The 24,766-nt window shown below is 37.5% G+C and carries 24 protein-coding genes; 2 read left to right on the forward strand and 22 right to left on the reverse strand.

The features are described 5' to 3' along the window. Positions 1-10 precede the first annotated feature (10 nt). The 10 genes from flgG to ELD05_RS12130 all read right to left on the reverse strand — a co-directional run bounded on the left by flgG (position 11) and on the right by ELD05_RS12130 (position 13,342). Entirely contained in the window at positions 11-814 is an 804-nt protein-coding gene (flgG, locus tag ELD05_RS12085) for a flagellar basal-body rod protein FlgG (protein WP_127352624.1), read from the reverse strand. A gap of 55 nt (positions 815-869) precedes the next feature. Beyond that, on the reverse strand, positions 870-1,643 hold the full coding sequence (flgF, locus tag ELD05_RS12090; protein WP_127352625.1) for a flagellar basal-body rod protein FlgF: 774 nt from the start codon (positions 1,641-1,643) through the stop codon (positions 870-872). 18 nt (positions 1,644-1,661) lie between these two features. After that, positions 1,662-2,681, reverse strand: a complete 1,020-nt coding sequence (gene mreB, locus ELD05_RS12095) for a rod shape-determining protein (protein ID WP_127352626.1) — start codon at positions 2,679-2,681, stop codon at positions 1,662-1,664. 157 nt (positions 2,682-2,838) lie between these two features. After that, positions 2,839-4,257, reverse strand: coding sequence for a S41 family peptidase (locus ELD05_RS12100; protein ID WP_127352627.1), 1,419 nt, complete (start codon positions 4,255-4,257; stop codon positions 2,839-2,841). Between the two features lie 55 nt (positions 4,258-4,312). Continuing rightward, the gene (locus ELD05_RS12105) at positions 4,313-5,737 is read right to left on the reverse strand and encodes an S-layer homology domain-containing protein (RefSeq protein WP_408609377.1); all 1,425 of its coding nucleotides are present in this window, start codon (positions 5,735-5,737) and stop codon (positions 4,313-4,315) included. Positions 5,738-5,809: 72 nt separating this feature from the next. Further along, complete coding sequence (locus tag ELD05_RS12110; RefSeq protein WP_127352629.1) at positions 5,810-8,821, reverse strand: S-layer homology domain-containing protein; 3,012 nt, start codon at positions 8,819-8,821, stop codon at positions 5,810-5,812. Positions 8,822-8,872: 51 nt separating this feature from the next. Continuing rightward, the gene (gene dusB / locus ELD05_RS12115) at positions 8,873-9,859 is read right to left on the reverse strand and encodes a tRNA dihydrouridine synthase DusB (protein WP_127352630.1); all 987 of its coding nucleotides are present in this window, start codon (positions 9,857-9,859) and stop codon (positions 8,873-8,875) included. Further along, on the reverse strand, positions 9,853-10,044 hold the full coding sequence (locus tag ELD05_RS12120; protein WP_206516888.1) for a hypothetical protein: 192 nt from the start codon (positions 10,042-10,044) through the stop codon (positions 9,853-9,855). Before ELD05_RS12120 ends, dusB begins: the two co-directional genes overlap by 7 nt. A 107-nt stretch (positions 10,045-10,151) precedes the next feature. Then, positions 10,152-10,850, reverse strand: a complete 699-nt coding sequence (locus ELD05_RS12125) for a TraX family protein (RefSeq protein WP_127352631.1) — start codon at positions 10,848-10,850, stop codon at positions 10,152-10,154. Positions 10,851-11,029: 179 nt separating this feature from the next. Next, on the reverse strand, positions 11,030-13,342 hold the full coding sequence (locus ELD05_RS12130; RefSeq protein WP_127352632.1) for a glycoside hydrolase family 3 N-terminal domain-containing protein: 2,313 nt from the start codon (positions 13,340-13,342) through the stop codon (positions 11,030-11,032). 326 nt (positions 13,343-13,668) lie between these two features. Here ELD05_RS12130 and ELD05_RS12135 point away from each other — a divergent pair, with 326 nt between their 5' ends. After that, entirely contained in the window at positions 13,669-14,574 is a 906-nt protein-coding gene (locus ELD05_RS12135; protein WP_127352633.1) for a hypothetical protein, read from the forward strand. A gap of 83 nt (positions 14,575-14,657) precedes the next feature. Here ELD05_RS12135 and ELD05_RS15095 read toward each other — a convergent pair whose 3' ends face one another. From ELD05_RS15095 to ELD05_RS12175, 10 genes are all read right to left on the reverse strand, one after another. Then, positions 14,658-14,741: a LuxR C-terminal-related transcriptional regulator gene (locus ELD05_RS15095; RefSeq protein ID WP_241243701.1), complete on the reverse strand. Its 84-nt coding sequence runs from the start codon at positions 14,739-14,741 to the stop codon at positions 14,658-14,660. Next, entirely contained in the window at positions 14,707-15,078 is a 372-nt protein-coding gene (locus ELD05_RS12140) for a response regulator (RefSeq protein ID WP_241243498.1), read from the reverse strand. Before ELD05_RS12140 ends, ELD05_RS15095 begins: the two co-directional genes overlap by 35 nt. After that, on the reverse strand, positions 15,054-15,194 hold the full coding sequence (locus tag ELD05_RS14605; protein ID WP_241243499.1) for a response regulator: 141 nt from the start codon (positions 15,192-15,194) through the stop codon (positions 15,054-15,056). The genes ELD05_RS12140 and ELD05_RS14605 overlap by 25 nt, the downstream gene beginning before the upstream one ends. A 15-nt stretch (positions 15,195-15,209) precedes the next feature. Then, complete coding sequence (locus ELD05_RS12145; protein WP_127352634.1) at positions 15,210-16,775, reverse strand: L-lactate permease; 1,566 nt, start codon at positions 16,773-16,775, stop codon at positions 15,210-15,212. Between the two features lie 106 nt (positions 16,776-16,881). Continuing rightward, entirely contained in the window at positions 16,882-17,343 is a 462-nt protein-coding gene (locus ELD05_RS12150) for an HD domain-containing protein (protein ID WP_127352985.1), read from the reverse strand. A gap of 114 nt (positions 17,344-17,457) precedes the next feature. Continuing rightward, entirely contained in the window at positions 17,458-18,213 is a 756-nt protein-coding gene (locus tag ELD05_RS12155) for a GltB/FmdC/FwdC-like GXGXG domain-containing protein (RefSeq protein WP_127352635.1), read from the reverse strand. 1 nt (position 18,214) lies between these two features. Then, positions 18,215-19,483, reverse strand: a complete 1,269-nt coding sequence (locus tag ELD05_RS12160; protein ID WP_127352636.1) for an NAD(P)/FAD-dependent oxidoreductase — start codon at positions 19,481-19,483, stop codon at positions 18,215-18,217. Positions 19,484-19,505: 22 nt separating this feature from the next. Beyond that, complete coding sequence (locus ELD05_RS12165; RefSeq protein WP_127352637.1) at positions 19,506-19,973, reverse strand: 4Fe-4S dicluster domain-containing protein; 468 nt, start codon at positions 19,971-19,973, stop codon at positions 19,506-19,508. A gap of 4 nt (positions 19,974-19,977) precedes the next feature. Beyond that, on the reverse strand, positions 19,978-21,486 hold the full coding sequence (locus ELD05_RS12170) for a glutamate synthase-related protein (protein ID WP_127352638.1): 1,509 nt from the start codon (positions 21,484-21,486) through the stop codon (positions 19,978-19,980). After that, positions 21,483-22,577, reverse strand: coding sequence for a class II glutamine amidotransferase (locus tag ELD05_RS12175; protein WP_127352639.1), 1,095 nt, complete (start codon positions 22,575-22,577; stop codon positions 21,483-21,485). The genes ELD05_RS12170 and ELD05_RS12175 overlap by 4 nt, the downstream gene beginning before the upstream one ends. Positions 22,578-22,927: 350 nt before the next feature. Here ELD05_RS12175 and ELD05_RS12180 point away from each other — a divergent pair, with 350 nt between their 5' ends. After that, positions 22,928-23,251 (forward strand): cupin domain-containing protein, encoded by a 324-nt coding sequence (locus ELD05_RS12180; protein WP_127352640.1) that lies wholly within the window; start codon positions 22,928-22,930, stop codon positions 23,249-23,251. A gap of 44 nt (positions 23,252-23,295) precedes the next feature. On the opposite strand, the gene ELD05_RS12185 is transcribed toward ELD05_RS12180, so the two are convergent. Together ELD05_RS12185 and ELD05_RS12190 are read right to left on the reverse strand one after the other, a co-directional pair. Next, the gene (locus ELD05_RS12185) at positions 23,296-23,982 is read right to left on the reverse strand and encodes an ABC transporter ATP-binding protein (RefSeq protein ID WP_127352986.1); all 687 of its coding nucleotides are present in this window, start codon (positions 23,980-23,982) and stop codon (positions 23,296-23,298) included. A 10-nt stretch (positions 23,983-23,992) separates the two neighbouring features. Next, the gene (locus ELD05_RS12190) at positions 23,993-24,766 is read right to left on the reverse strand and encodes an ABC transporter ATP-binding protein (RefSeq protein WP_127352641.1); all 774 of its coding nucleotides are present in this window, start codon (positions 24,764-24,766) and stop codon (positions 23,993-23,995) included.

Consider the following 24,766-nt stretch of genomic DNA (forward strand, 5'->3'; position numbering starts at 1 on the left):
CTCTATTCTTTTATCTTTTCAGGTTGTTTGCCATAGAGAGCATATCATCCGCTGTTTGAATAGCTTTGGAATTAATCTCATATGCTCTTTGGGCAATAATAAGCTTTACCATTTCATCCACAACCTGTACATTCGACATCTCGAGAAATCCCTGAAGTATTCTGCTCTTTGGACCTTCTGTCTCCTCTTCAGAAACAGGATCACCAGATGCAGCAGAGACGTTATACAAGTTTTTGCCTTCTGCCAAAAGTCCTTGAGGATTTATAAACCTCACTATTTTGATTTTAAAACCTGAATCCTGAATTTGTCCTTCTGCATCCTTGTAAGTGATCCTTCCTGTTTCATCTATGGTGATACTTGAAATAGCAGTCTCTGGAAGAACAATCTCCGTATCGCCCTCTGCTAAAACTGGATATCCATCTGAGGTCACAAGTTTTATCTGTCCTTCAACGTTAGAAACCTTAAAACTACCATCTCTTGTATATCTTGGCCCGTTAGGGGTTGATACTACAAAGAATCCTTCCCCCTGAATTGCCAAATCAAGTGGGTTTTCAGTCCTCTCCAAGTTACCTTCTGAAAAGCTCTTTGTGATAGCAGAGATTGTCACACCATGACCTATTTGGAGACTTACAGGCTTCCCATCACCTGCAACAACATCTGCTCGCGACAAAGTCTCATACAAAAGGTCTTTAAACTCTGCTTTGTCTTTTTTGAAAGCTGTTGTGTTCACATTTGCAAGGTTGTTGGATATGATATCAACATTTGTCTGCTGCGCTTTCATACCCAGGGCAGCAGAATAAAGAGCTCTCATCATCTTATTTCCTTTCCTCCTTTTACCTCTCTAATTCTTCTTACAAGTTACATTTTGACTACTTTCTCGCAATCTCATTCACAGCCTTCTGCAAAGTCTCATCCTGTGCAATAAAAGCCTTTTGGTTAGCCTCATACGCTCTCAAAACATTTATCATATTGACCATCTCTTGGACAGAATTTACATTTGACCCTTCCAAATATCCTTGTAAAACCCTTCCACTAAAAGCTATTTGCTGATTTTGTACATCTGCTTCAAAAAGGTTATTGCCGATTTTACGCAAAAGAGTTTTGTCTTGGAAATCGACAAGTCTCAAACGGTCAACAAATCTGCCGTCTTGATAGATGTTACCCTGCTCATCAATCCTGATTTGTCCCTGATTTTGCAGTACAATCCTTCCGTTTTGTCCAAGGACACGAAAACCTTCAAGTGTCACAAGCTCACCATTTGAATTTAGTGTAAATGCACCATTTCTTGTATAGTAAACCTGAACTTGACCTGTTTGAGGATCAACTTTTTCTACAGCAAAAAATCCACTTCCTCTTATCGCCAAGTTCAAAGGTTCGTCTGTCTTTATGTAAAGCCCCTGAGAAAAATCGCTAACAATCCTTGAAACGTCTGCTCCGAGTGACATATACCCAATTGCATTGTCAATACTATTTGAAGAGTCATCGTATATCCTATAGGTCATCATCCTTCTAAAGCTTTCAACCTGGGCAATATCTCTTTTAAACCCAGTTGTACTCACATTTGCAATATTGTTAGCAGTCAAATCCATGAGTTTTTGGTTTAGAATCATCCCTGATGCAGATGTGTAAATTCCTCTAATCATCTTACAAAATCCCCTTTTTTACCTTACTCTTGGGTCCTTTATCAGGCTTGACTCCAATTGAACAAGTGCTTCTAACGCCTTTCCTGTACCCAGCGCAACACATGAAATTGGGTCATCTGCAATTCTGGTTGGAATACCTGTCTTTTCAGAAATCAGCTTGTCCAAACCCCATAAAAGACTTCCCCCACCTGTCATAACAATCCCTGTCGATGTAATATCAGCTGCAAGCTCAGGTGGCGTGTTCTCAAGTACTCTGTGAACAGCTTCAATTATAGCCGACACTGGTTCTTCTAAGGCCTGCAACATCTCGTCTGATGTGACAGTAATTGTCTTTGGAAGACCAGTAAGTAAGCTTCTACCGCGGACCTCCATAGATTCTACCTTTGGCTTTTTATACGCACATCCTATGTTTATCTTGAGTTCTTCTGCTGTCCTTTCGCCAATTGCAACACTATGTTTCTTTCTTATATATCGGATAATTGCCTCGTCAAATTTATCCCCTGCAACTTTAATTGACTCACTCACAACAGCTCCGCCAAGGGAAATTACTGCAATGTCTGTTGTACCCCCACCAATGTCTATTACCATACATCCCATCGGCCTTGAAATATCAAGACCTGCACCAATTGCTGCTGCAATTGGCTCTTCAATCAAGAATGTCTGCTTTGCTCCTGCTTCATATGTAGCATCCAAAACAGCCCTTTTTTCAACCTCTGTTACCCCTGATGGGACACATACAACAACCCTCGGCTTGAAAAACACACGCCTGCCAAGCACTTTCCCAAGAAAATACTTTAACATTGCTTCTGTCACTTCATAGTCTGATATAACACCATCTCTGAGTGGCCTTACCGCCACAATGTTTCCAGGAGTTCTTCCTATCATTCGCCTTGCTTCTTCCCCAACTGCTAAAATCTGTTTTCTTGTCTGCTCTATTGCAACAACAGACGGTTCTCTCAAAACTATACCCTTGCCTTTGACATACACTAAAACTGTTGCTGTTCCCAAATCGATTCCTATATCTGTTCCAAATGCCATATTGAGACCTATCCTTTCCTCTCTTTATTTTTGTTATATTACCTTAACAATATTTTAATTTTTAATTTAGATATTTTCAATCAATTTTATTAACAAATTTTAAAATCAAAAAAGGGACCTTCTAAGGATTCTGTCAAAGAAGGCCCCTTTCCAATTTTTACTTCCCTTGCTTAAAGTACTGAATAGCTCTTTGTAGCTGCTTGTCTACATACTTTGATTTTAAAAACTCTGTAAACCTTTCATTTAACTTCTTTTGAGTTGCTATATCAAGTACTCCATTTGGTGAAAGCTTATTATCTTTTTGGAACTTCTTGATTGCATTTACAGTCGCATCGTCCATTTTTCCAGTCCAGCTACTCAAATACCTCAAATAATAAAGTCTTTGCTGAGCAGCAAGTACTTCCAAATCCATATCGCCTTTTTTGTATTTCTTAGTTGCGGTTAAAGTCAAAATTTTGTCAGGCCCAAACTGGGAAAGCGAATCATCCTGCACCTCAATATTTGGTATAACACCTTTGCCATCTACATAGTACCCAGACGGTGATTTATACTTAGCAACTGTAACCTTTGCCATATACCCTTTTTTAGTAGCTGTTTCGGGAAGCGAAATTAGTGTCTGGACTGTGCCTTTACCGTATGTCTTTGTGCCAATTACAACACCAACCTTAGTGTCTTTAATAGCTTGTGCAAATATCTCAGATGCAGATGCACTTGATTCATTTGTTAAAACAGCAAGCTTGTATTTTGGGTTTTTATTCTTTGACTTATACTCATCCTTGAACGTATTGTATTCAATTGTCACAATTGGTCCCTCCGGTACAAAGAACTCACAAATCTTTACAACCTCATCCAAAAGCCCACCAGGATTGTTTCGTATATCAAATATGATATTTTTGATACCCTTTTTGTCAAACTCACCAAGAGCTTTTTTGACCTCATTTGATGCACCTTGTGAAAATTGTGTAAGTTTAATATAACCGATATTATTTTCTAATACCCTGTACTCAACAACAGGAATCTTAATCTTTCTTCTTACAATAGAAAATCTGTAAGTCTTACCATCTCGCAAGATGTCAATTACAACAGTTGTTCCCTCTTGCCCGCGAATGAGTTTTACAGCATCATCTGTTGTCTTGCCAACAAGAGATTTCCCATCTGCTGCAACAATTTTATCACCAACCTTTAATCCTGCCTCTTTTGCTGGCGTTCCATCAAACACACCAGTTATCACAATATAATCATCTTGTTTTTCTATCTGAACACCTATTCCAGAAAACTCCCCATTCACACTCTCTGTAAAGTCTTTAGCCTCCTGTGGTTTCATGTATTCTGAGTATTTGTCAAGGCTCTTGAAAAGTCCTGCAAACATCATGTCAATCAAATCATCATAGCTGTACTTTCCAATATGATAAACCTTTGCAACTTGCAACACTTTTTTGATATAGTCCATTTGCTGATCTGTTGGATAGTCACTTGAGATTATAAAAAACTGGGAATACACAGGAACTGCAATAAATAAAGACAATGCAACTACAACAGCTACAATTTTGAGAAAAAGTTTTCTGTTTTTGCTCATTTTACACCTTTACCTCCATTATATATTGTTTTTATTTGATTTTTGTATCCTCTTTTTAATCAGTGTGAAAAATACTCATGTTAAGATACTGCTGCGGAAGATCATTTCTAAGATAGTTTATAAGATTAAATATGATATTGGCAGCAACACCTTTTGTAAGTCTTTCCTGGGGCATGAACATGTTTTCTTCAGTACCTGCCATAATCCTTGTATCCTTTAAAACCTGAGCAGCATCTTTTGCCCATGTGGGAATGCTGCTATCGTCTAAATAGCTCGTCTGTGTTATGGGCTGTGTTATCTTCTTGTCAAAACCAATTACCTTTGAAATTACCAAAGCTGCCTCAGCTCTCGTTATATAGTCTTCAGGCTTGAAATAATCAGAAGACTTTCCTCTCATAAGTCCTGCTTTTGTAATTGCATATATATACCCATAATACTTGTGATTTAGCGGAACATCCTTGTAGATTGACTTTTTCTGGGTTGTTCGCGGGTTGTAATAGTTACTATAAATGTTCAGTGTGTCAAGCAAAAGTTTTGCAAACTGAGCTCTTGTGATATACTCTGTTGGGACAAAATCATCTTTGTTGTAAAAACCATTGAAGGCAAAACATGTGTTTATCGCCTCTTCATATTCATATCCTTTTACCTTTGGCAGGCTTGGAATGACAGCCATTCTGATGATTGGGGACTTCTCAATGTTCTTTTGAATCTTACCCTTGTTTCTCTTTGTCAAAACCTCACCGTTTTTGGTAAATGTGGGCATGTCATAGGTTATGTCAAGATTACCTTCCACTTTGGATTTTAGAACATATGTACCGGTGATACTCGATGGTGTATCGTTCTTCTTAAATTCTAACAGTGTTTTTTGTACAAGTGCAATGTTAAGGTTTACAATGCCAAACCATGAAGGTGTCTCAATAGTCTGTTTCACTTTTTGAAACTCACCACTCCCCCAGTACCCATCATATCCATAGTTTTCACCTTCAATTGAAATCTTCAAGCCACCATCATATGTCTTGATAAGATTCCACTCACCTTGATAGAAGTTCACAGCAGGATTTGTATCCACTGCTGTTGATTTTGAAAATGAATAGTTTTGAAGGTCATAAACGGCACCACCAACTGTCAGTGTCTCTTTGTAGCTGCTCAACGTATACTCCTTTGTTATACTACCATTTGGAAGTTTTGTCAAGCTCCCTTTGAGACTAACTGTCCTCTTTACTGTAATCTTGCCTGTTGAGTCCTTTAAATCATATGAGTAAGAGATTGTCTCAGATTTTCCAGCAGTTCTAATTTTTGCATCAAGTGTTCCAGAAAGCAGAACAGGCTGGCCTGTCACAAAAGTGTATTCGTAATAATCTATTTTGGTCTTTTTCGGGTCAGATTCTTTGTAGGAGGATATCCCACCTTCATAACCCAAATATCCTTCTTCAGAAAATGCCATTTTAATGGGACCAAGAAAAATACTTACAATGACAATTAATAAAGCAAGAAACCTTCTTTTCAAAAGTTATGCCCCCTTTTAAAACTACTTAAAAGGCCTCTTAATTTTTTAGTAATTAATTATAACAATGGATGGCTCTATTACATTTTTAGAAATGTTAAAGCTGGTTTGTGGCACAAGCAGGATTACTTCATCTCCATACTGCGGAAGCTGCGATGTAATATCACCTGAACTATTTATCAAAATTGCATTTGCCGGATCTAAAACAAGGCTTGCGTTTATCTTGTTCCAGGTTTTTGTAACCATATCATGGTACTGTGGATTTAAAACTTGTCCATTTTTACCCATTGTTCCTACAACTATATACCCACCAAAACTTGCATCAATAATGGACATTGCGTACTTCCCATCGTGGATAATATACACACTTTTGTTTATAAGTCCCAAAATATCCTTTGGATTATTTATGCCATACACATCACAATATATTGTTTGGGTATCGTATGAAAGCACAAGCGGAGTTGAAACAAATTGCCAACCATTTTGTTTGTCAAGGTATACAAAGTTTTTAAGCTTAATATATTCAAGCTCGCTAATCTCTGAAACTTCGCCTCTTACTATAATAGGTTTTGAGACTGCTTCTTTGTATTTTGCAACAACAAGGTTTTTCCCATCAGATACAGCTATAATTTCATCTCCCACTTTTGGGGCCGTATTTGAAAGAAGTCCATTTGCAACAAGGTATGAGTTTTGGTTGAAGTTTAATTGCTCACCAGATAGCGTAATGGTACCTGACTTAACATTTGTCACTTCACCTTGCAGTTGAGAAAACCACCCTTTTGAAAGAGCAAAGACAGTATCTACAGTCTCTTGCGAGAACCTATCCTTTGTAATTACCACCACAGAGAAATTCTGTAAAATTGGTATGCTTTTTTGTTTCATACCATCTACAATAAACAGTGCGTCAGATGGTATTTTAAATGTCTTGTAGTCATACAACCTTTCAAACTGGTTGTTTCGCAAAATTGAAATATCTGACAAATACAAAATATCACCGATTGTAGTTGCTTTTGCAATATAGATATTCTTTACATAATCATTTGTAGATATTTCAATCTTTTTGATATTTGCTGAAGCTCCAAAAAAGGACCCGGTAACTTTTACATACTGACCTTGAGCCAAATCCTTAAGACTTCCTTTTGAGCTACTTTTTATAACCTCAACATCGCTACTTAGTTCATAAGGTCCATATACTCTGCCATTAATATTAAGATATATCTTCTCAGGTATTTTTGTAATCGGATTTCTCTGGATATCTTCAATTTTGGCAATCTTTGGCTGAAGATTTGAGCTTGCGGTTATACTTCTCACAAAATCGCCATTAAAATAAAGATATACTATATCGCCCTTCGAAAGACTATCAGGTGAAGTAGTTTTACCATCTTTCATAACCTTTAGCCCCATTTTTTTAGAAAACCTGTAGCTTTTTCTAACACCGTCTTGATTGTAAATTTCAATATAACTTAAGTTTATATCAATCTCATAAAGTATACCACCGACTATATCCTCAGCTCTCTCATCATAGGTTGTGCTGATGTACTGAGCAAACCCGCTATACTCTCCAACTAAAACCTTCATGCCTTGATAAAAATCATTTTTTGTAAGTCCTCTTGTAAAATCTCCTTTGTCAATATAAGCTGTATCAGGGGATAGCAAAAACGACATTAGCTTCCCGTTTGAGTTAATAACAATTCTGTCATTTGAGATCTGAGAAATAATACCTTCCACCCTGCTGATGTCTTGGTCTTGATAAGACAAAACCTCAATGTTATCTGCTCTGTTCTTTTTTGCAACTACTGTGACAATATTCCCAACTGACAAATCTGAAAGATTTACAGCTTTCGAAGCTCTTGTATCGTAAATTGTGGCTTTGGGACTTACTAAAAGATCATAGGCCTTGCCATCTGGCAGTTTTATTTGAATTGTATTCTTTTTTACATCAATCTTCGTGATGACACCTTTCAATGTCACTGTTCCTGCTTTGGATAAAACCTCACCCAATACAACCTGACCCTTGTCATTTACATAAAGGTCAATATAGTCCCCTTGTTGCAATGAAGAGGACAAAACTGCACCAGAGTCTGTTAGAACAACAAAATCTTGTTTTCCTGGAATTGTAGTTATTTCTATATCATTTCCATTGTCGTCTTCAAAGTTGTACACAGTCTTATCAGAATATCTTTGAATATTTTTTAACTCAGCAGGCACTTCTTTAAGATTGTTCGCCTTTACAATATAATCTTTAAGATTATACAAAATGAAACTTAGCTCTTCATATGTTATGTAGTCATCAGGATGAAGATAACCATCAGTCCTTCCAATTAAGCTTCCGTTTTTAAGAAGAGTATTTATGGAAGATAAAAACTTACTATCAATCTTATCATAGTCAGGGTAGGTTTTGGCTAAGTTTTCGTAGCTTTGCGGTATTTTGAATGTTAACACAACCCAGCGGGCAACTTCCTGACGTGTGGCAGGTGCCGACCTTACAAAAATCAGGTCATCATATGAATATGGCCTTCCTTCATAGATAGCTCTTGAAACAATTTCGTTATTCTTTTTGATAAGATCATCTGTCATCTTTTCATGGTCTTTTTGACTTGGCTGTACCTGTGACATTGTATCTTGATATTCTTTTTTGGACATTACTTTCAGGTCATATGCAAGTTGTATATATCCTAAATAAAGGTAGTTGTATGGTACCACAAGTTTTGTGCCAGATACTCTTTTTGATTCTAACTTTTCTGCTCTCAAGAAGGCATCTTGCTGTTTTCCTGCACTGTTTAAAATTATCGAAAGTGCTTCTTCTTTTGTAAGTATATCAGATGGTTTTATATTTTCCTTGTTTGTCGAATTTAGAAATCCCAGCGCTGCTAAAAACAAAAGTCCTTTTTTTGATACTGGATTCTGAGGAAGCTGTAGTATCTTGGTATTTTTAATCATCTTGGAATAATCGGCAACAGTTGTGTATTCAATAGCCTGTTGAGCCCATGCAGGTGTAAAAAGGCTTAATGCAAACACCAAAATTATCAATAAAGATAAAAACGAATTTTTCCTTCTCAACTTGTCCACCTTCTCATTTTCATTATGTCAAAAAAGATTTTGAAAAAAATTCTATAAAATATTATCGACCTTTTTTAACTTCTGTTCAAGCTCTGCCTTCAGCTGTTCAAGATACGAAATCAAAATCTCTGCATTATCAATCCTGTTGATTTTATCTCTAATTTTAGCTGCATTCTCTATCCCTTTTACAAAAAAACTAAGATGCTTCCTTGCCTCAAGCACTGCCATCTTCTCGCCTTTTTCAGTGCATAGCTGCCTGAAAAATTCAATTGCAACTTTGATTTTCTGATGAGGTAAGACTCTTGTTGTAACCTGCCCGTTTTCAAATCCCTCTTTTATCTGAAGAAACACCCAAGGGTTTCCAAGCGCTGCTCTTCCTATCATAATAGCATCTGCCTTTGTTATTTCATACGCTTTTTTTGCTGACTCAAAATCCACTATATCGCCGTTGGCAACAACCGGAATTTTAACCTTCTCTTTTACCTTTCTTATTATCTCCCAGTCAGCTTTCCCTGAATACATCTGTGTGCGTGTTCTGCCATGGACTGTTATAAAACTTGCACCGCTTTCTTGCATGATATAGGCAAACTCTGGCGCATTTATATTTTCTTCATCAAATCCCTTTCGTATCTTTACAGACACAGGTTTCCTGCTCACCCTTGCAACCTCTTCAACTATTTTTGCTGCCAAAGAAGGATTTTTCATTAGTGCACTTCCTTCACCGCTTTTTACAACTTTTGGAACAGGGCAGCCCATGTTTATGTCAATAAAATCGTACTCAAATTCATCCTGAATAATTTTGACCGCTTCAGCCATTACATGTGGGTCACTTCCAAAAATCTGAACACCTTTTATCTTCTCATCTTCAGAAAACGAAATTAGTTCTTTCGTCTTTTGGCTTCCCATTGTGATTGCTTTTGCGCTCACCATCTCAGTTATGGTAACATCTGCACCAAACCTGCTGCATAGGCTTCTAAATGTCTTATCAGTAAACCCTGCCATTGGTGCTAAGAAGAGTTTTCTTGTGATGTTTAGCATTCTGGCTTATTGCTCCCTTCAAAAAGGCTTTTCAATACAATCTCCCTCTCCTCATTCAAAAGAGCGTACTCTTTAAACGTTCTCATGAAAAAGTACATTTTCCTTATCTCATCAGCGCAAAAAATTACCTCACCTGTTGAAATTATTTGTGTCCTAAAAACTGTAAATGCTTTTTTAAGGTCCATCAAATCAACATCTTTGTTTAATATATTTGTGACCTAATTTCCCTTTACTTTAAATCTTATCACATTTTTTAAACATTCAAAATTACAAATCTTTGAAAATTCCCATCTCAAAACATCTTTCCTATCACAACAAGAAGCAGCATGTGAACAGGGTAAAACCAGTAGAAAAAGTATTTGTTTAGCCTTAGTTCAAATTCAACTGGTAGCATTCTAATTAGTAAAATCAGGACTACAGATATTATCGAATAAAACTGGACAGACCAGCCAATAAGGTGTACTTCAAACCATGTAAGGATGCAAAATACTATCAGTTGCAAAAGTGGCATGTCAAAGAATAAGTAAAAAATTAAAACTGACAAAACACCATATATTCCATAGTCCATAGGAACAAAATAAGAGATTGCAAGTGGAATTATAACAAGAAAATACCATCTCTTCTGAATAAAAAATAAAGCTACAGCTGCAAAGAAAAATGTTGCAATCACATTTAGCTCGTATGGGTCCCCTGTCATAAGACTAAACGGAATCTGTGAGACCAGCGCAAATATGAAAAGCCTTTTTAAATACCTCTTAGGATTTGATGTAAACTTAAAGCCAGCTGCCACTTGAAAAGCAAAAATAGGAAATGCAATTCGCCCAACTATTCTAAAAAGTACTCTATTAGGAAAATACAAATAACCTATGTGGTCAATTAGCATGGTAGCAGCAGCAATGAGCTTTAAAAGATTGGACTTAGATTTTGTAAGCTTTTTTGACATAAGCATAAATAAAGGTAATGTATTTAAATTTGAAATTATTTTTTCCACAAATAACTCTCCCTTCAAATAAAAAAGGTAATTGATTGTATATTTCTACTTTACGATACTAAAATCCTTTTTAAATATGTTTACTACCTTAAAAAAATTGTTGCTATAAAAAAATAAGGCTGCCACACTCCCTTTAATTCGGAAAAGTGCAGCAACCTCGTTTTTTCGAACTTCAAATATTATTCACACCAAACCTTGCTGAAGTAGTGCTTGAGCTGTCTTGCATCCTTCTTGCTTCCCACTATTTCAAAAGTTCCTGTAAACCTAATGTCCTCTGATGATGCCCCTATCATAACCTCAACGACTCCAGGTGTTACTACCCTGTTCATATCATAGTCATAGAACGCAAACAAGTCTGGATAGAGTTCAAATACAACCTTCTTCTTCTCACCCGGTTTTAGATGAACTCTCTTGTAGCCTTTCAGCTCTTTGACAGGTCTGGTTACCAAATACTCTTCCTTTCTTGTGTAAAGCTGTACAATCTCATCTCCTTCGTATTTTCCTGTGTTCTCAATTTCAACAGATATTTTTATGCTCTCGTCCATGCCAATCTTTTCTTTTTCAATAGCAAAATTTTTGTACTCAAAAGTGGTATATGAAAGCCCATAACCAAATGGCAAAAGCGGTTTTGTTGACATCTCAACATAATCCCCATGCCAGCAGGACTTTCCACCAGACGGCTTGTGTCCATAATAAACTGGAACTTGACCAACATCACGTGGGAACGAAATTGCAAGCTTTCCGCCTGGGTTGTAATCTCCAAACAGTACATCTGCAACAGCATTTGCACCTTCCTCACCTGGGAACCATGCCTCAAGCACAGCTTTGACATTTTCCATAATCCAGTCAAGCGTAACTGGTCGACCATTTACTAAAACTACAACTGTGTTTGGATTTACGCTTACAATCTCTTTTACCAAATCCTCTTGAACGCCAGGAAGTCTTAAAGATGCTCTGTCTCTTGACTCGCCAGATGTGCAGTCAAGTCTTAAACCTGCCTTGTCGCCAACAACCAAAATTACTGCATCTGCGCCCTCTGCTGCTTTCTTTGCTTCCTCAAACCCTGACTTGTCCTGTGAATTTACATCGCAACCTTTTGCATAGACAACTTCAGTATTGCTTGAAACCTTGTCCTTTATAGCTTCAAAAATGGACTTCATGTTGATTACATTTTTAACAAACTCTTCTTCGTTGCCAACTCCTTTGTCTTCTTTGATGAAGAACATCTCAAGTGTTGCTATGTGAGCAGGGTACGAATAGTCACCCAAAAGATTTCTCACAGAATTTGCATTTGGGCCAATTACTGCAATCCTCTTTAAATCCTTTGAAAGTGGCAGGAAATTGTCATTCTTCAAAAGTACCATAGACTCTTGTGCAACTTTTCTTGAAAGCTCTCTCTGTTCTTTGTTATCAAATAGCTCTACAATACCATCAGTTTTGATATATGGATTGTCAAAAAGCCCAAGTCTGAACTTCATTTCTAAAACTCTTTTTACTGCTGCATCAACCAAAGTCATGTCAAATTTGCCTTCTTTTAAAGCTTTTATAAACTCTTCGGTGAAACATTCAATTTTGGGTAGCTCAATGTCAAGCCCTGCCCACAGCGAAAGTACTGCTGCCTCTTCATAAGTCTTTACAGACTTGTGATAATCTAAGAGGTTCCTCACACCACTGTAGTCTGAAACATAAATTCCATCAAATCCCCATTCATTTCTTGCTATATCGGTAAGTAACTTTCTGTTAGCATGGCATGGAATTCCGTCAATCTCGTGATATGCAGGCATGATGGACTTCAAGCCCGCAACCTTCACAGCAACCTCAAATGGATAAAGATATACCTCTCTCAGCTCTCTTTCAGGAATGTGGACAGGTGCCCAGTTCATTCCACCTTCTGACATTGCATACCCAACAAAGTGTTTTCCTGTTGCAACAATTCCTTCTTTAATATCATCACCTTGCAACCCTTTTACATAGCTTACTGCCATATTTGCAACAAGGTATGGGTCCTCTCCAAATGTCTCCTCAATCCTTCCCCAGCGTGCATCTCTTGCAACATCAATCAGCGGTGCTAAAGCTTGATGTGCACCTACCGCCTTCATCTGAGTTCTTATTACTTTTGCAAGCTCTTCAACAATTTCATTGTCAAATGTGCAGGCAACACCTATGCTCTGCGGAAAAACAGTTGCACCTTTTGCCATAAAGCCCGAGCAAGATTCTTCATGTATCATTGCAGGAATCCCAAGTCGTGTGTTTTCAATCAAGAACTTTTGAATCTCATTTGCAGTCTTTGCTGCCTCTTGTGGTGACAGATTGCTCGCACCTGCCAACCTTGTAATCTGCCCAATTCCGTGTGGTATCTTCTCTTTTGCTTTTTGCGGTGAGAACCTGTCATTCTCCAAAATATCTTGTATAAGAATGCTTGTGAGTTGATACACCTTCTCTTCAATTGTCATCTTCTGCAAAAGATCATTCACTTTCTTTTCAATTGACACTTTTTAAAACACCTCCGATTTTTTGGATTTTAAAAGGTTTAAAAAATGTGCTGGGGGTAGGTACCAAATAAATTCAAACAAAAATTGAATTTAGAAAACGGTTTCAAATAAATTAAAAATTAAATGTAACTTTTTAAAAGTTACATTATCACACTCTACAATGTGTGCATATTTATTATATCAGTTCTAGTAAACAACTTCAATAAGAAATTGACAAGCAAAAATAGGAATTGAAATATTTTCTACTGGATGTTATAATTCTTTGAGAAAATTTACAAATTCTCTACGTAAGACAAACGGTATAATGTCAAGGGGGGAAAGTAACCGTGAGAAAGAAAGTCGCCTTTGTACTATGTATCTTTCTTTCAATTTGTCTTTTAACTATTTTATATTCAAGTTCTGCAGGAATTGCCCAAACTAACAAAACAGCGTTTAATATTTCCTTGAAAGATGCGTTAGACAGCTTAAATAAAGCATCTAAAATTAGGTTCAAACAAACAACAGTGATAACTCCTCAAAGTTATGAGCTTGGGCTGTTGAGTTATCAGGAAGAACTGATTCTGGACAGGAAAAATAATCAATTTTATGTCATTTCTCAAACAGATGATACTATCTATTTTGTAAGGGATAAAAAACTCTATATAAAAAGTCCAGCAGACTCTTTTATTTTTTGTGAAGTTCCAGAAAATAGCCAGATGTATAAGTTATTTTTTGCTTCTTCAGGACTGTCTGAAATAAATCCAGTTTTTGAAAAAAGAGAGAAAAAGATTTATGAGCTCGTTTTAAAACAAAAAACAGTAGTTAACGAAACTTATCTGAATATTCGCAACACAAAAATCCCTGTATACAAGGTCAAGGTCCAAATACCTGCTAAATATTTTGAAGGTATAATGAAAGAGTATCTAAAGTCGTACTCCCTTGAAAGACTAAAGATTTTAAATCCTAAATATTCATCAAATGATATGAAGACATGGGAAAAACAACTTGATATGTATTTAGCTCAGTTCAAATTCAGTGACCTTGTTAATGTTTATTTTATCGATAAAAAAGACAAAAGTATTCGTTTAATAGAATCTTTCTATACTATAAATGTAAACAACCAGCCATACCTTGTTAAGTCATCATCAGAAGTTCTCGAAATTGGAGAAAAGGTAAAAATTCCTCAAATTGATAAAAACATGATTGAAACGCTTCCTGATATCAATATTGAGGAAAAAGAATTAACTTCTTAGAAATTACGTAAGCTTTACTCAAAATTTCTATAAATACTGCAGTCTGGGTCCTACTCACCAAATTTTAACTGCAAAGCTGATATCTAATTTCTCTCTGCGCCCTCTGTTAAAAAGAGGGCTTTTGCTATTTCTTTATTTGAAAAGCCTTCTGCAACAAGCTTTAAAATCTCTTTTTTTCTCTGTTAAATCAAACTTTTCCAAGCCGCCCACCCCACTTTCTTCATTTAAAAACCTTGGCAAAGCCTTTGCAATCTCTTTGTCAAGCACAAACTTGTCCTGTAAGACTGCCTTGATTGACTCTACTAAGCGCTCAGAAGAACTACTTTTTAGCACATATTCATCAGCACCATAAGAAATTGCACCTTTGATGAACCCATCATCTTTGAATGTTGTGAGAACTATCACCTTTATTTCCGGAAACTCAGCCTTTATATTCTTCGTCCCCGCAATACCATCTTCAACTGGCATTCTTATATCCATCAAAACCACATCAGGTTTTTGCAATCTGCATATCTCATATGCTTCTTTGCGTTTTTGGCAAGTTCAACCACATCAAACCCCTCAAGTTCTAAGATAACTCTTAATCCATCCAAAATTAGATTGTCATCGTCTACTATCAAAATTATTCTTCTCCATCAAATTACATATTCTCTCAGTAAAAAGCTTATTATCCCAGCAATAAAAGCCATTATAAGCGAAATTACAAGTGTTGTTCTGAGCACCTTTGACTCTTCACCAATTGCATCAATTGCAGCAGCAGCGTTTTGAAGTTTTGACGGTGAAATCCCTGAGGCAAGCCCACCGCCAAACGCAACAGCTGCTACCATCAAAAGTGGTGAAAGTCCTAAAAGTTTTGAAGTTTCAATTGTATATTTTGCAAACATCGCAACTGTTGAGGTTTCTGTTCCTGTAATAAATCCACCTAAAATCCCTAAGTAAGGAGCTATGAACGCATATACACCTTTAAAGCCTTTTGCTGAGTATTCTGCTAAGACATACACTATGTTGTGTGCCTTGTTCAAAAGATCATAACCAGCATCTGTCTTTTGATAACCTGAGTACATCATAACATATGCCATTAAGAAAAACACTGTTGATGACCAGAAAGGTTTTGGAATCCTCGATTTTGTCTTGTCCCAAGCATTCTTGAGTGCAGTTTTATCCATCTTGAATATGAATATGGAAATTATTGTCGAAATCAAAATCCATGTGTAAGACTGCCACAAAACTCTTGTGAAAATTGGCTTTATCTTTGGCCCTTTCATTACCTCAACAGGCATTGAGAGCTTGTCGTAAAGAAATTCTCTGATTGGTGTTATGAGATTTGTTATGAGAATAAAAATAACCAGTAAAATCCAAGGCAAGACTGCCTTTACAATACCCATTGTCTTTTCAGTTTTCCTGTCTTCGTCTGTAAAATGACTTGAGTCGTAGACCTTTTTGCCAATAAGCTTTAAAATCAGCATCATCACAAGCATTATCAAAATCCCTGCAAAGATGCCTGTTATAACAGGTGCCTTTACCAAGATTGCAAGCTCTGCAGCTGCATACGAAGTCAAGCCTACAATTATAGCAGGAATAAATCCTCTTTTGACAAACTTGCTATTGCCGATTATAAAAAGCATGGCAAGTGAGATTGTAAAAGAAACAACCCCAACAAAGGGCAAGAAATACCTTGCAGATGTTATCAAATCAATATTTGCAATCTGAGAGAATACAACTAGAGGCGTACCCAATAAGGCATATGTACAAAGCGCATCAAACCCAACTGCAGACAGGGCAATTGCAGAAAATGTCGAATACCCAAGCCCAATCAAAATTGGTGGTAGAACTGTCACAGGTACTGCACCTGTTGCTGCCAAAAATGTTCCAAAACCAACGTTTAAAATAAGTGTCTGAAATACCTTGTCATCCTTAGATAGCCCTTTTATAAACACAATAATTCTCTTCATAGCACCTGCTGATTCCATGATATTGAGCTGCAAAATTGATGTGACAACAACCAAAGACACAGGAAGTGCTGCTAAAAAGCCCATAATGGATGATTTCACCACAACATCAAATGAGGTGTTAAAATAAAAGATTGCAATCAAGGCTGTTGCAATCCACCCGACAAGCCCTGCAAAGTCTGCAGTCTTTTTCATAAAGATAAGAAGCACTAAAACCAACAAGATTGGCAAACTACTTAGAAAAAAGTCCATACAATTTTTCCCCTCCTACCATCCTACATTTTTTATTTTTTCAAGGCCAACACGCACTTTTGCTGTTGACCGTGCTGCCAAACTACTCTTTTACTGTGGCTCAGCCTCACACATCAAACATGGTTTCAAGAAGTGCTGTGCCTGTTTTTGTCTTAAAGTATTTTTCCTTGACCTGCTTTATAGCGTCTTTTGACATTCCATCCTCGTAGATATTTACAATAAAATCAGCCTCAACTAAAATCTGAAAGTCTATGTCATCTATCTTGTGGTATGAATGATGATTACCAATTAAAAAAAGAACCCTTTCTAATGTCTTTTTGTCTATATCAAAGCCATCTAAAATACCTTTTGCAACCTCTGGTCCTTCTATTTCTTGAAGATGCCCAGCAGTAGAACCATACTTTTGTTCACAAACCTTTATACCAATGTCATGTAACACAGCTGCTATTTCTAAAATCTGCTGTTTACTATCATCTAACCTTTCCATTTTGCCAATCAGCCTTGCAAATGATAATACCTTTATTGCATGGTTTATTCTTCGCACGTCCGTTTTAAAGTATTTTATCATTTCAAATAAAATCTTTTCAATATCCAAAAGCAAAACCCCCTCTTTTGAGAAAAGTAATATAAAGCGGCCAATGGCAAAAACAAAATTACCACTGGCCACCTAAAAAATTTTTTATTAATAAGCATAGAGCTTTCCGTAAGGACGCTTGTTGTATGGGATTAGCTTATAAAACGGCTTTGACATTATAAACTCTTTGCTGTAGCCAAAGTATTTTACAAACTCTGTTACGTATTTGTCTATAAACTTGTAATCTTCTTCCTCCATATCAACTATCTTCACTTCTTTTCCCAGCTGATACGGCTGAAGCTGACCTCTTAAATACATGACTCCGCCGTGCATACCAGTTCCACAATAAAGCCCTGTTATCTCCTCATCTTCCTTTAAAGTAAGGCCAAGTACAATAATCCTTCCACCTGCCATGTACTCACCCAAAAAATCTCCCGCCTTGCCACCAACAACAAGTACAGGCACTTTGTCCATATACTCTTTCATGTGAATTCCAACTCTGTATCCAACATCGCCTTTAATAAATATCTCGCCCCCGCGCATACCATAGCCTATAATATCCCCTGCTGAGCCATGAACTATGATTTTGCCTGCGTTCATAGTATTGCCAATACCGTCTTGACCGTTTGCAAAAACCTCTATTGTAAGCCCGTTCATAAAGGCTGCCATATCATTGCCAGGGGTGCCATAGATGTTAAGTTTTCTGTCTGGGAAAGTTAGCCCATCACCTATATAGCGCTGACCGTTTACATTTATCAAATCTATCTCTTTATACCCTTCATTTAGGGCATTTTCAATCATCTCATTGAGTTCTTTGTAGTGTATACCCTTTGCATCTATTGTAAGTTTACCTTTATCTGCCATTTTAAGCTTTTGCACCCCCTAAAATCTTCTCTTGCCTCAGCTCTTTTGGCAAATCTAAGTATCCAAAATCATCGTCAAGGAGTCTGTGCTTTATGCTCTCAACATTTAAGCCCTCTTTTATCATGTTTGTTATCATACCAGCTCTGTCAATTGAGTTTATAAACATAAACCCTAAAACACGACCATTTTTGATGTAAATCTTTCTATAGCTATTTTTTTCCTTATCATGCTTTACAAGAACCTCTATATCATCTGAGTTTGGCATGACAATTCCTGCTGTTATCATATGCACATCAAAAAATCCTATAGAGTTCATTGGGAAGCCTCTGTCAAAGGTCTTTTCAACTCCTGCCATATTATAACCTGCCGTCTCGCCCTGATCGTACGCATTTGGCCAGATAGGAATTACTCTTTGTTGCTGATAGACGCAGTCATACCCCTCTGCGCAGTCACCTGCTGCATATACATCTTCAATGTTTGTCCTCATATGGTCATCTACGACAATTCCGCGGTTGATTTTGAGCTCTGTCCCCTTCAAAAAGTCAATGTTTGGAACAACACCTATGGCAAACACAACTATGTCGGTATCTAAAATCTCACCATTTTTCAGCTTTACTTTTTCAACCTTGCCATCCCCAATTATCTCATCAACAGATGTTTCAAGCTTAAAAACAATCCCGTGTTTTTCCAGCTCATCTTGAACTATCTTTGATGCCTCTAAATCCAAGATAGAACCCAAAATCCTGTTTGCAAGCTCAACAACAGTAACCTCCAAGCCCCTTTTGATAAGTGCTTCTGCTGCTTTAAGACCAGAAAGTCCCGCACCAATAACTGTTGCCTTTTTTGCACCATTCTTGATAGCCTCATCTATGGCCTTTACATCGTCAAATTTGATAAATGTAAAGACATTTTTTAGTTCAAATCCTTTTGTAGGTGGCACGAAAGGCTTCCCACCTGTTGCAATAAGGAGTTTGTCGTATTTTACTTTGCTTCCATCGTCCAGCACAACCTCTTTGTTTTTAAAATCAACTGAAACTGCCCTTTTGCCAAGCATTGCTTCTACTTTGTTCTTTTCATAATAATCCTCATCCCTTATATACATCTTGCTCTCATCAACTTTTCCAGCAAGATAGTATGAAATAAGCGGTCTTGAATACACCCTGTACTTTTCATCTGAGATTACAACAATAGGATTTTGGAGATCTACTTTTCTTATCGCCTCAATACAGCCACAGGCTGCAACAGAGTTTCCTATTATAACATATCTCATCTTGCTTCATTTCCCCCTTTTTTTACACCTCTTTGATTACAAGTGCCTCGTTCGGGCAGTTCTTGACGCACACAGGCTCGCCAAGCTCTAAGCACAAATCACATTTAGATGCTGCTTTTTTGTTCTCTCCGCGCCTTACTGCCCCGTGTGGACATGCCATTATACACGACCAGCAGCCGACACACTTTTCCTCATCGCAGATGACTCTTCCGTCTTCAAGCTTTTTCATAGCACCTGTGATACAAGCTTTAGTGCAGGGGGCATCGTCGCAATGTCTGCATTGCAGTGCAAAGGTTGTCCACTCACCACTTTTTTCCTCAACTAAAATCCTTGGAGTTGGTTTTGAATCCTTATGTTTGTTGTAAAGTTTTACAAGCTCATGGGCCTTCACAGTTGGCTTTTTGTATTTAGAGTGGGCATAAACACAGTAGACTTCGCACAAATGGCAGCCCACACACACCTCTTCTTTTGGAAATATCTTCTTTGCCACCTTTTTAGACCCCCTCTCCTGCATGCTTCACACCCAGAATTTCCATCTCTTTTTCTGTAAGTCCAACTGCCCTGAGCATAAGTCTATTTCCTCTCAAGCTCTCCAAAGCATTTATCCCCATCAGGCCCAGCATCTCTTTTATCTCATGAGCCCATGCTTTTAGCAAGTTTGCCGCTCTTCTTGCACCAATCTCTGGATTTAGTCTTTTTACCAAAACAGGGTCCTGTGTTGCAATACCCCAGTTGCACTTTCCGGTGTGGCATTTCTGGCAAACATGGCACCCTAAGGAAATTAGTGCTGCTGTTCCAATGTAAACAGCATCTGCACCAAGTGCAATGGCTTTTACAACATCTGCGCTGTTTCTGATTGAACCTGCAACAATTATTGATACCTGATTTCTAATTCCTTCTTCTCTGAGTCTTGAGTCCACCGCTGCAAGTGCTAACTCAATAGGTATACCAACATTATCTCTTATTCTAAGCGGCGCTGCACCTGTTCCGCCTCTGACACCGTCTATTGTAATAAAGTCAGCCCCAGCTCTTGCAATACCAGAGGCAATTGCCGCAACGTTGTGAACTGCTGCAATCTTGACACCAACTGGTTTTGTGTAGTTTGTTGCCTCTTTTAGCGCAAAAATGAGCTGTCTTAAATCTTCAATTGAATAAATATCATGGTGTGGTGCTGGTGAGATTGCATCAGAACCAATTGGAATCATCCTTGTTCTTGATACCTCTTCACCAACCTTCTCACCAGGAAGGTGCCCGCCAATTCCCGGTTTTGCGCCCTGACCTATCTTTATCTCAATTGCCGCACCTGCATTCAAATAGTCAACGTCAACACCAAATCTTCCTGATGCACACTGAACAATTGCTCTTTCTTTGTACTTGTAAAGCTTTTGATGAAGTCCACCTTCACCTGTATTCCAGTATGTTCCTACCTCAACTGCTGCTGCCGCCAAAGACTCACAAGCATTGAGTGAAATAGAGCCAAATGACATCGCAGAAAACATAATAGGTACTTCTAATTCAAGCTGTGGCGGAAGTTTGGTTTTAAGATTACCATTTTCATCAAACTCAAGCTTGTCAGGTTTTCTGCCAATAAAGGTTTTAAGTTCCATTGGCTCTCTCAGCGGGTCAATTGACGGATTTGTAACTTGGCTTGCATTTATCAATAGCTTATCCCAGTAAATTGGTATTGGCTTGTCATTTCCCATACCAGTTAAAAGTATTCCGCCTGTTTCTGCCTGTTTGTATATTTCATTTATATAAGAAGGTAGCCAGTTCGCATTCTCTTTGAATGCATTTTCTGTCTTTTTGATTGTCAGCGCCTTTGTCGGGCACATAACAACACATCTGTGGCACGCAACGCATTTTGAAGAATCTGCAACCACTCTGTCTTCTTCTTCATCATATTCATGAACTTCGTTTGCGCACTGTCTCACACATACTTTACAGCGAATACACTTTAGCTCGTCCCTTACGACCTCAAATTCGTTTTCATATAGCGAAATCATACTATCACCCCTTCGTCCAAAGTAACATAAACAGCTTCGCCACCCTTTGGCATCCAAACCTTTTCTGGGTCTTTGCAAATTTCTCTAATAGCCGACTCTTCTGATGCAACATACACAAAATCGCCTTTTTGTGCTGCAACCAGCGGTCTTAGCTTTATCCTATCATTTAATGCTAATATTCCGTTTGAGAAACCTAAAATGATAGAAAATGGTCCATTTACAAGGCATGACTGATATACTGCCCTGATAGCTCTCAGTTTCTCTCTTTCTTGTTCGCTTTGCCTGTCGATCACACTCCAAAACGGCGCTGCTAACGCTTTTGTTGCAATCTCAACAGGAAGTCTGTGCCTTCTTAGAAGAAGGTCAAAAAGATATGCCATGACCTCGGTGTCTGTTCTGAGTGTACATTTGTATCCAAACATCTCTAAGTACCTATAATTTGTGCCATATGACGAAATCTCGCCATTGTGGACAATTGACCAGTCAAGCAGCGTAAATGGATGCGCACCGCCCCACCAACCAGGTGTGTTTGTCGGAAATCTTGAGTGCGCTGTCCAGATGTATGCTTTGTACTCATCAATTCTGAAAAACTCGCCTATGTCCTCAGGATACCCAACTCCTTTGAATGCGCCCATGTTCTTACCGCTTGAAAAGACATATGCACCATCAATCTGGCTGTTTATAAACATAACACTGTCCACCACAAAGTCCTCTTCTGTTTTTTCTGTGTCTCTCAGCCTTTTTTCAAGAGGCTTTACAAAATATCGCCAAACAATTGGAGCGTTTTGAATGCTTGAAACCTTTCTTGTTGGAATAACCTCACTCTCTAATATTTCAAAGTTTTGGTTTAGAAAGTGTTCTGTGTCCTCTTTTGCTTTTATATCATCAAAGAATAGATGAAAAGCATACCAGTCTTTCCTGTCAGGATAGATTCCATATGCTGCAAACCCGCCACCAAGTCCATTTCCTCTCTCTTTCATAATTGCAATGGAATTTATAATGTCTGTACCAGAAACCCTCACACCCTTCTTGTTTATAAACCCAGAAATAGCACAACCTGATGGAATCCTAACTTGGCCTTCTCTTAGCAATTTTTATACCTCCTGTATATAAATTGAAATTTTATTTACATCTCTTCCCTTTTTTGATAAAATCTTAATATATTTTGCATTCAAAGAACAACAATTATACATGTATACAATGGGTTAAATTTAATTATAGCAGCAAATTCTTAAACAATCAATAATAAATTGAGGTAAATTTTTTGCTTCTTGCAAGTTGAGAATAAAAAACTTGCAATTTTGGTACAGAACTTGCAAAACATTGGGTGTTAAAATAAAAAGCAAAAAATTTTGAATATATCTTCTAGTTGCAATGATTATGGGTTAGAATTTAAGTATAACATACTAAAGAGAAAAAATGAATTTTTTGAGGTGATAAAATGCCAAAACGAAACATAAATGAGCAGCCATCGTTGTTTGGTGATCCCGGATTTTCCTCGTGGGGAATTGCCTATTACAAAAAAGGACAAAAAAACATTGTAGAAAGACATACACACGACTGTGATGAGTACTATTTTGTGCTTGAGGGTAAAATAAAAGTAATTTCAGAAGAGAGGGAATACATACTTGAAAAAGGTGATATGCTTTGGACAAGGATGGGGGATTTTCATGAAATTGTAGAAGCTTTAGAGGACACAACAATGTTTTGGTTGGAAGGTCCTCTTATGGGCAAAAGACGAAAAGGGCATCAGTATGAGCCATGAAAAAATGGAGCTGTCACAACCCTCTTGATGTGACAGCCCCTTTTTCATCCTCCTAAGTATGCCTTTTTTACATCCGGATTTGAAGCCACTTCTTGGGATGTACCACTTAAAACTATCCTACCTGTCTCTATTACATACGCCCTGTTTGCAACGCTCAGTGCCATGTTGGCATTTTGTTCAATCAGAAGTATTGTAGTTCCACGTGCATTTATCTCTTTTATAATTTCAAATATCTCACTTACCAAAATAGGCGCCAAACCCATAGATGGCTCATCCAATAAAAGAAGCCTTGGACGTGACATTAAAGCTCTTCCAATTGCTAACATCTGCTGCTCTCCACCAGAAAGTGTACCTGCTAACTGATTTCTTCTTTCATATAGTCTTGGAAACCTTTCAAAAACAATTTTGAGGTCTTTTTCTACCTCAGATCTGTCTTTCCTCACATACGCACCAAGCTCCAAATTCTCAATCACAGTCATCTCTGGAAATACTCTTCTTCCCTCGGGTACATGAGAAATTCCACTTTTTACAATCTCTATTGGAGATTTTTTGGTCAAGTCTTCATTTTCGAAATAGATGCTACCTGTTCGAGGTTTTAAAAGACCTGAAATTGTTTTTAACAATGTAGACTTTCCAGCACCATTTGCACCAATCAGTGTCACAATTTCTCCTTCATCAACCTCAAGTGATACAGAAAAAAGTGCTTGAATAGCTCCATAAAAAACATCCATATTTTGAACACTAAGAAGCAAAGCCAAAGTCACCCTCTCCCAAATATGCCTTAATTACACGTGGATTTCTCTTAATCTCAACAGGTGTCCCCTCAGCTATGACCTCTCCATAGTCAAGAACATATATTCTTTCACAAATATCCATTACAACTGACATGTCATGCTCTATTAAAAGTATTGTCAAATTAAACTTTTCTTTGATAAACTTGATGAGATTTTTTAACTCCTGAGTTTCTTGGGGATTCATGCCAGCTGCAGGTTCATCCAGCAAAAGTAGTTTAGGTGATGTCGCTAAAGCCCTCACAATTTCAAGTTTTCTCTGTTCACCATAGGGGAGGTTTTTAGCAAGCTCATTTCTTTTCTCATACAAACCGAATATCTTCAATAGCTCCTCTGCTTTTTTCAAATACTCCTCTTCTTCCTTTATAAACTTTTTGTTTCTCAGGATAGCATCAAGCAAACTATATTTTACATTTTTGTGAAATGCAATTCTTACATTGTCAAGTACAGTCAGCTCTCTAAAAAGCCTTATATTTTGAAATGTCCTTGAAATACCCATAACAGCTATTTGGTAAGTTTTTTTGTTAGTTATATCACTATTTTCAAACCTTATATATCCCCTGTTTGGTGTATAAAGTCCAAGAATGACATTGAAAACTGTTGTTTTACCTGCACCATTCGGACCGATAAGACCAATGATTTTCCCTTCATCCACATCAATCTCTACATTGTTGAGGGCAATAATACCTCCAAAATTCATTGTCACTCCTTTTAATTTAAGCAT

The sequence above is a fragment of the Caldicellulosiruptor changbaiensis genome, assembly GCF_003999255.1.
In the GTDB taxonomy this organism is placed as follows: Bacteria; Bacillota; Thermoanaerobacteria; order Caldicellulosiruptorales; family Caldicellulosiruptoraceae; genus Caldicellulosiruptor; species Caldicellulosiruptor changbaiensis.

What these genes read in the sequence shown, in the direction of transcription:
- ELD05_RS12160 (WP_127352636.1), bottom strand. Translation starts at nt 19,483, where the DNA reads ATGAGATATGTTATAATAGGAAACTCTGTTGCAGCCTGTGGCTGTATT.
- ELD05_RS12170 (WP_127352638.1), bottom strand. Translation starts at nt 21,486, where the DNA reads ATGATTTCGCTATATGAAAACGAATTTGAGGTCGTAAGGGACGAGCTA.
- ELD05_RS12120 (WP_206516888.1), bottom strand. Translation starts at nt 10,044, where the DNA reads ATGGACCTTAAAAAAGCATTTACAGTTTTTAGGACACAAATAATTTCA.
- flgF (WP_127352625.1), bottom strand. Translation starts at nt 1,643, where the DNA reads ATGATTAGAGGAATTTACACATCTGCATCAGGGATGATTCTAAACCAA.
- dusB (WP_127352630.1), bottom strand. Translation starts at nt 9,859, where the DNA reads ATGCTAAACATCACAAGAAAACTCTTCTTAGCACCAATGGCAGGGTTT.
- ELD05_RS12180 (WP_127352640.1), top strand. Translation starts at nt 22,928, where the DNA reads ATGCCAAAACGAAACATAAATGAGCAGCCATCGTTGTTTGGTGATCCC.
- ELD05_RS12185 (WP_127352986.1), bottom strand. Translation starts at nt 23,982, where the DNA reads ATGGATGTTTTTTATGGAGCTATTCAAGCACTTTTTTCTGTATCACTT.
- mreB (WP_127352626.1), bottom strand. Translation starts at nt 2,681, where the DNA reads ATGGCATTTGGAACAGATATAGGAATCGATTTGGGAACAGCAACAGTT.
- flgG (WP_127352624.1), bottom strand. Translation starts at nt 814, where the DNA reads ATGATGAGAGCTCTTTATTCTGCTGCCCTGGGTATGAAAGCGCAGCAG.
- ELD05_RS12150 (WP_127352985.1), bottom strand. Translation starts at nt 17,343, where the DNA reads ATGATAAAATACTTTAAAACGGACGTGCGAAGAATAAACCATGCAATA.
- ELD05_RS12145 (WP_127352634.1), bottom strand. Translation starts at nt 16,775, where the DNA reads ATGGACTTTTTTCTAAGTAGTTTGCCAATCTTGTTGGTTTTAGTGCTT.
- ELD05_RS12155 (WP_127352635.1), bottom strand. Translation starts at nt 18,213, where the DNA reads ATGGCAGATAAAGGTAAACTTACAATAGATGCAAAGGGTATACACTAC.
- ELD05_RS12100 (WP_127352627.1), bottom strand. Translation starts at nt 4,257, where the DNA reads ATGAGCAAAAACAGAAAACTTTTTCTCAAAATTGTAGCTGTTGTAGTT.
- ELD05_RS12190 (WP_127352641.1), bottom strand. Translation starts at nt 24,766, where the DNA reads ATGCTTAAATTAAAAGGAGTGACAATGAATTTTGGAGGTATTATTGCC.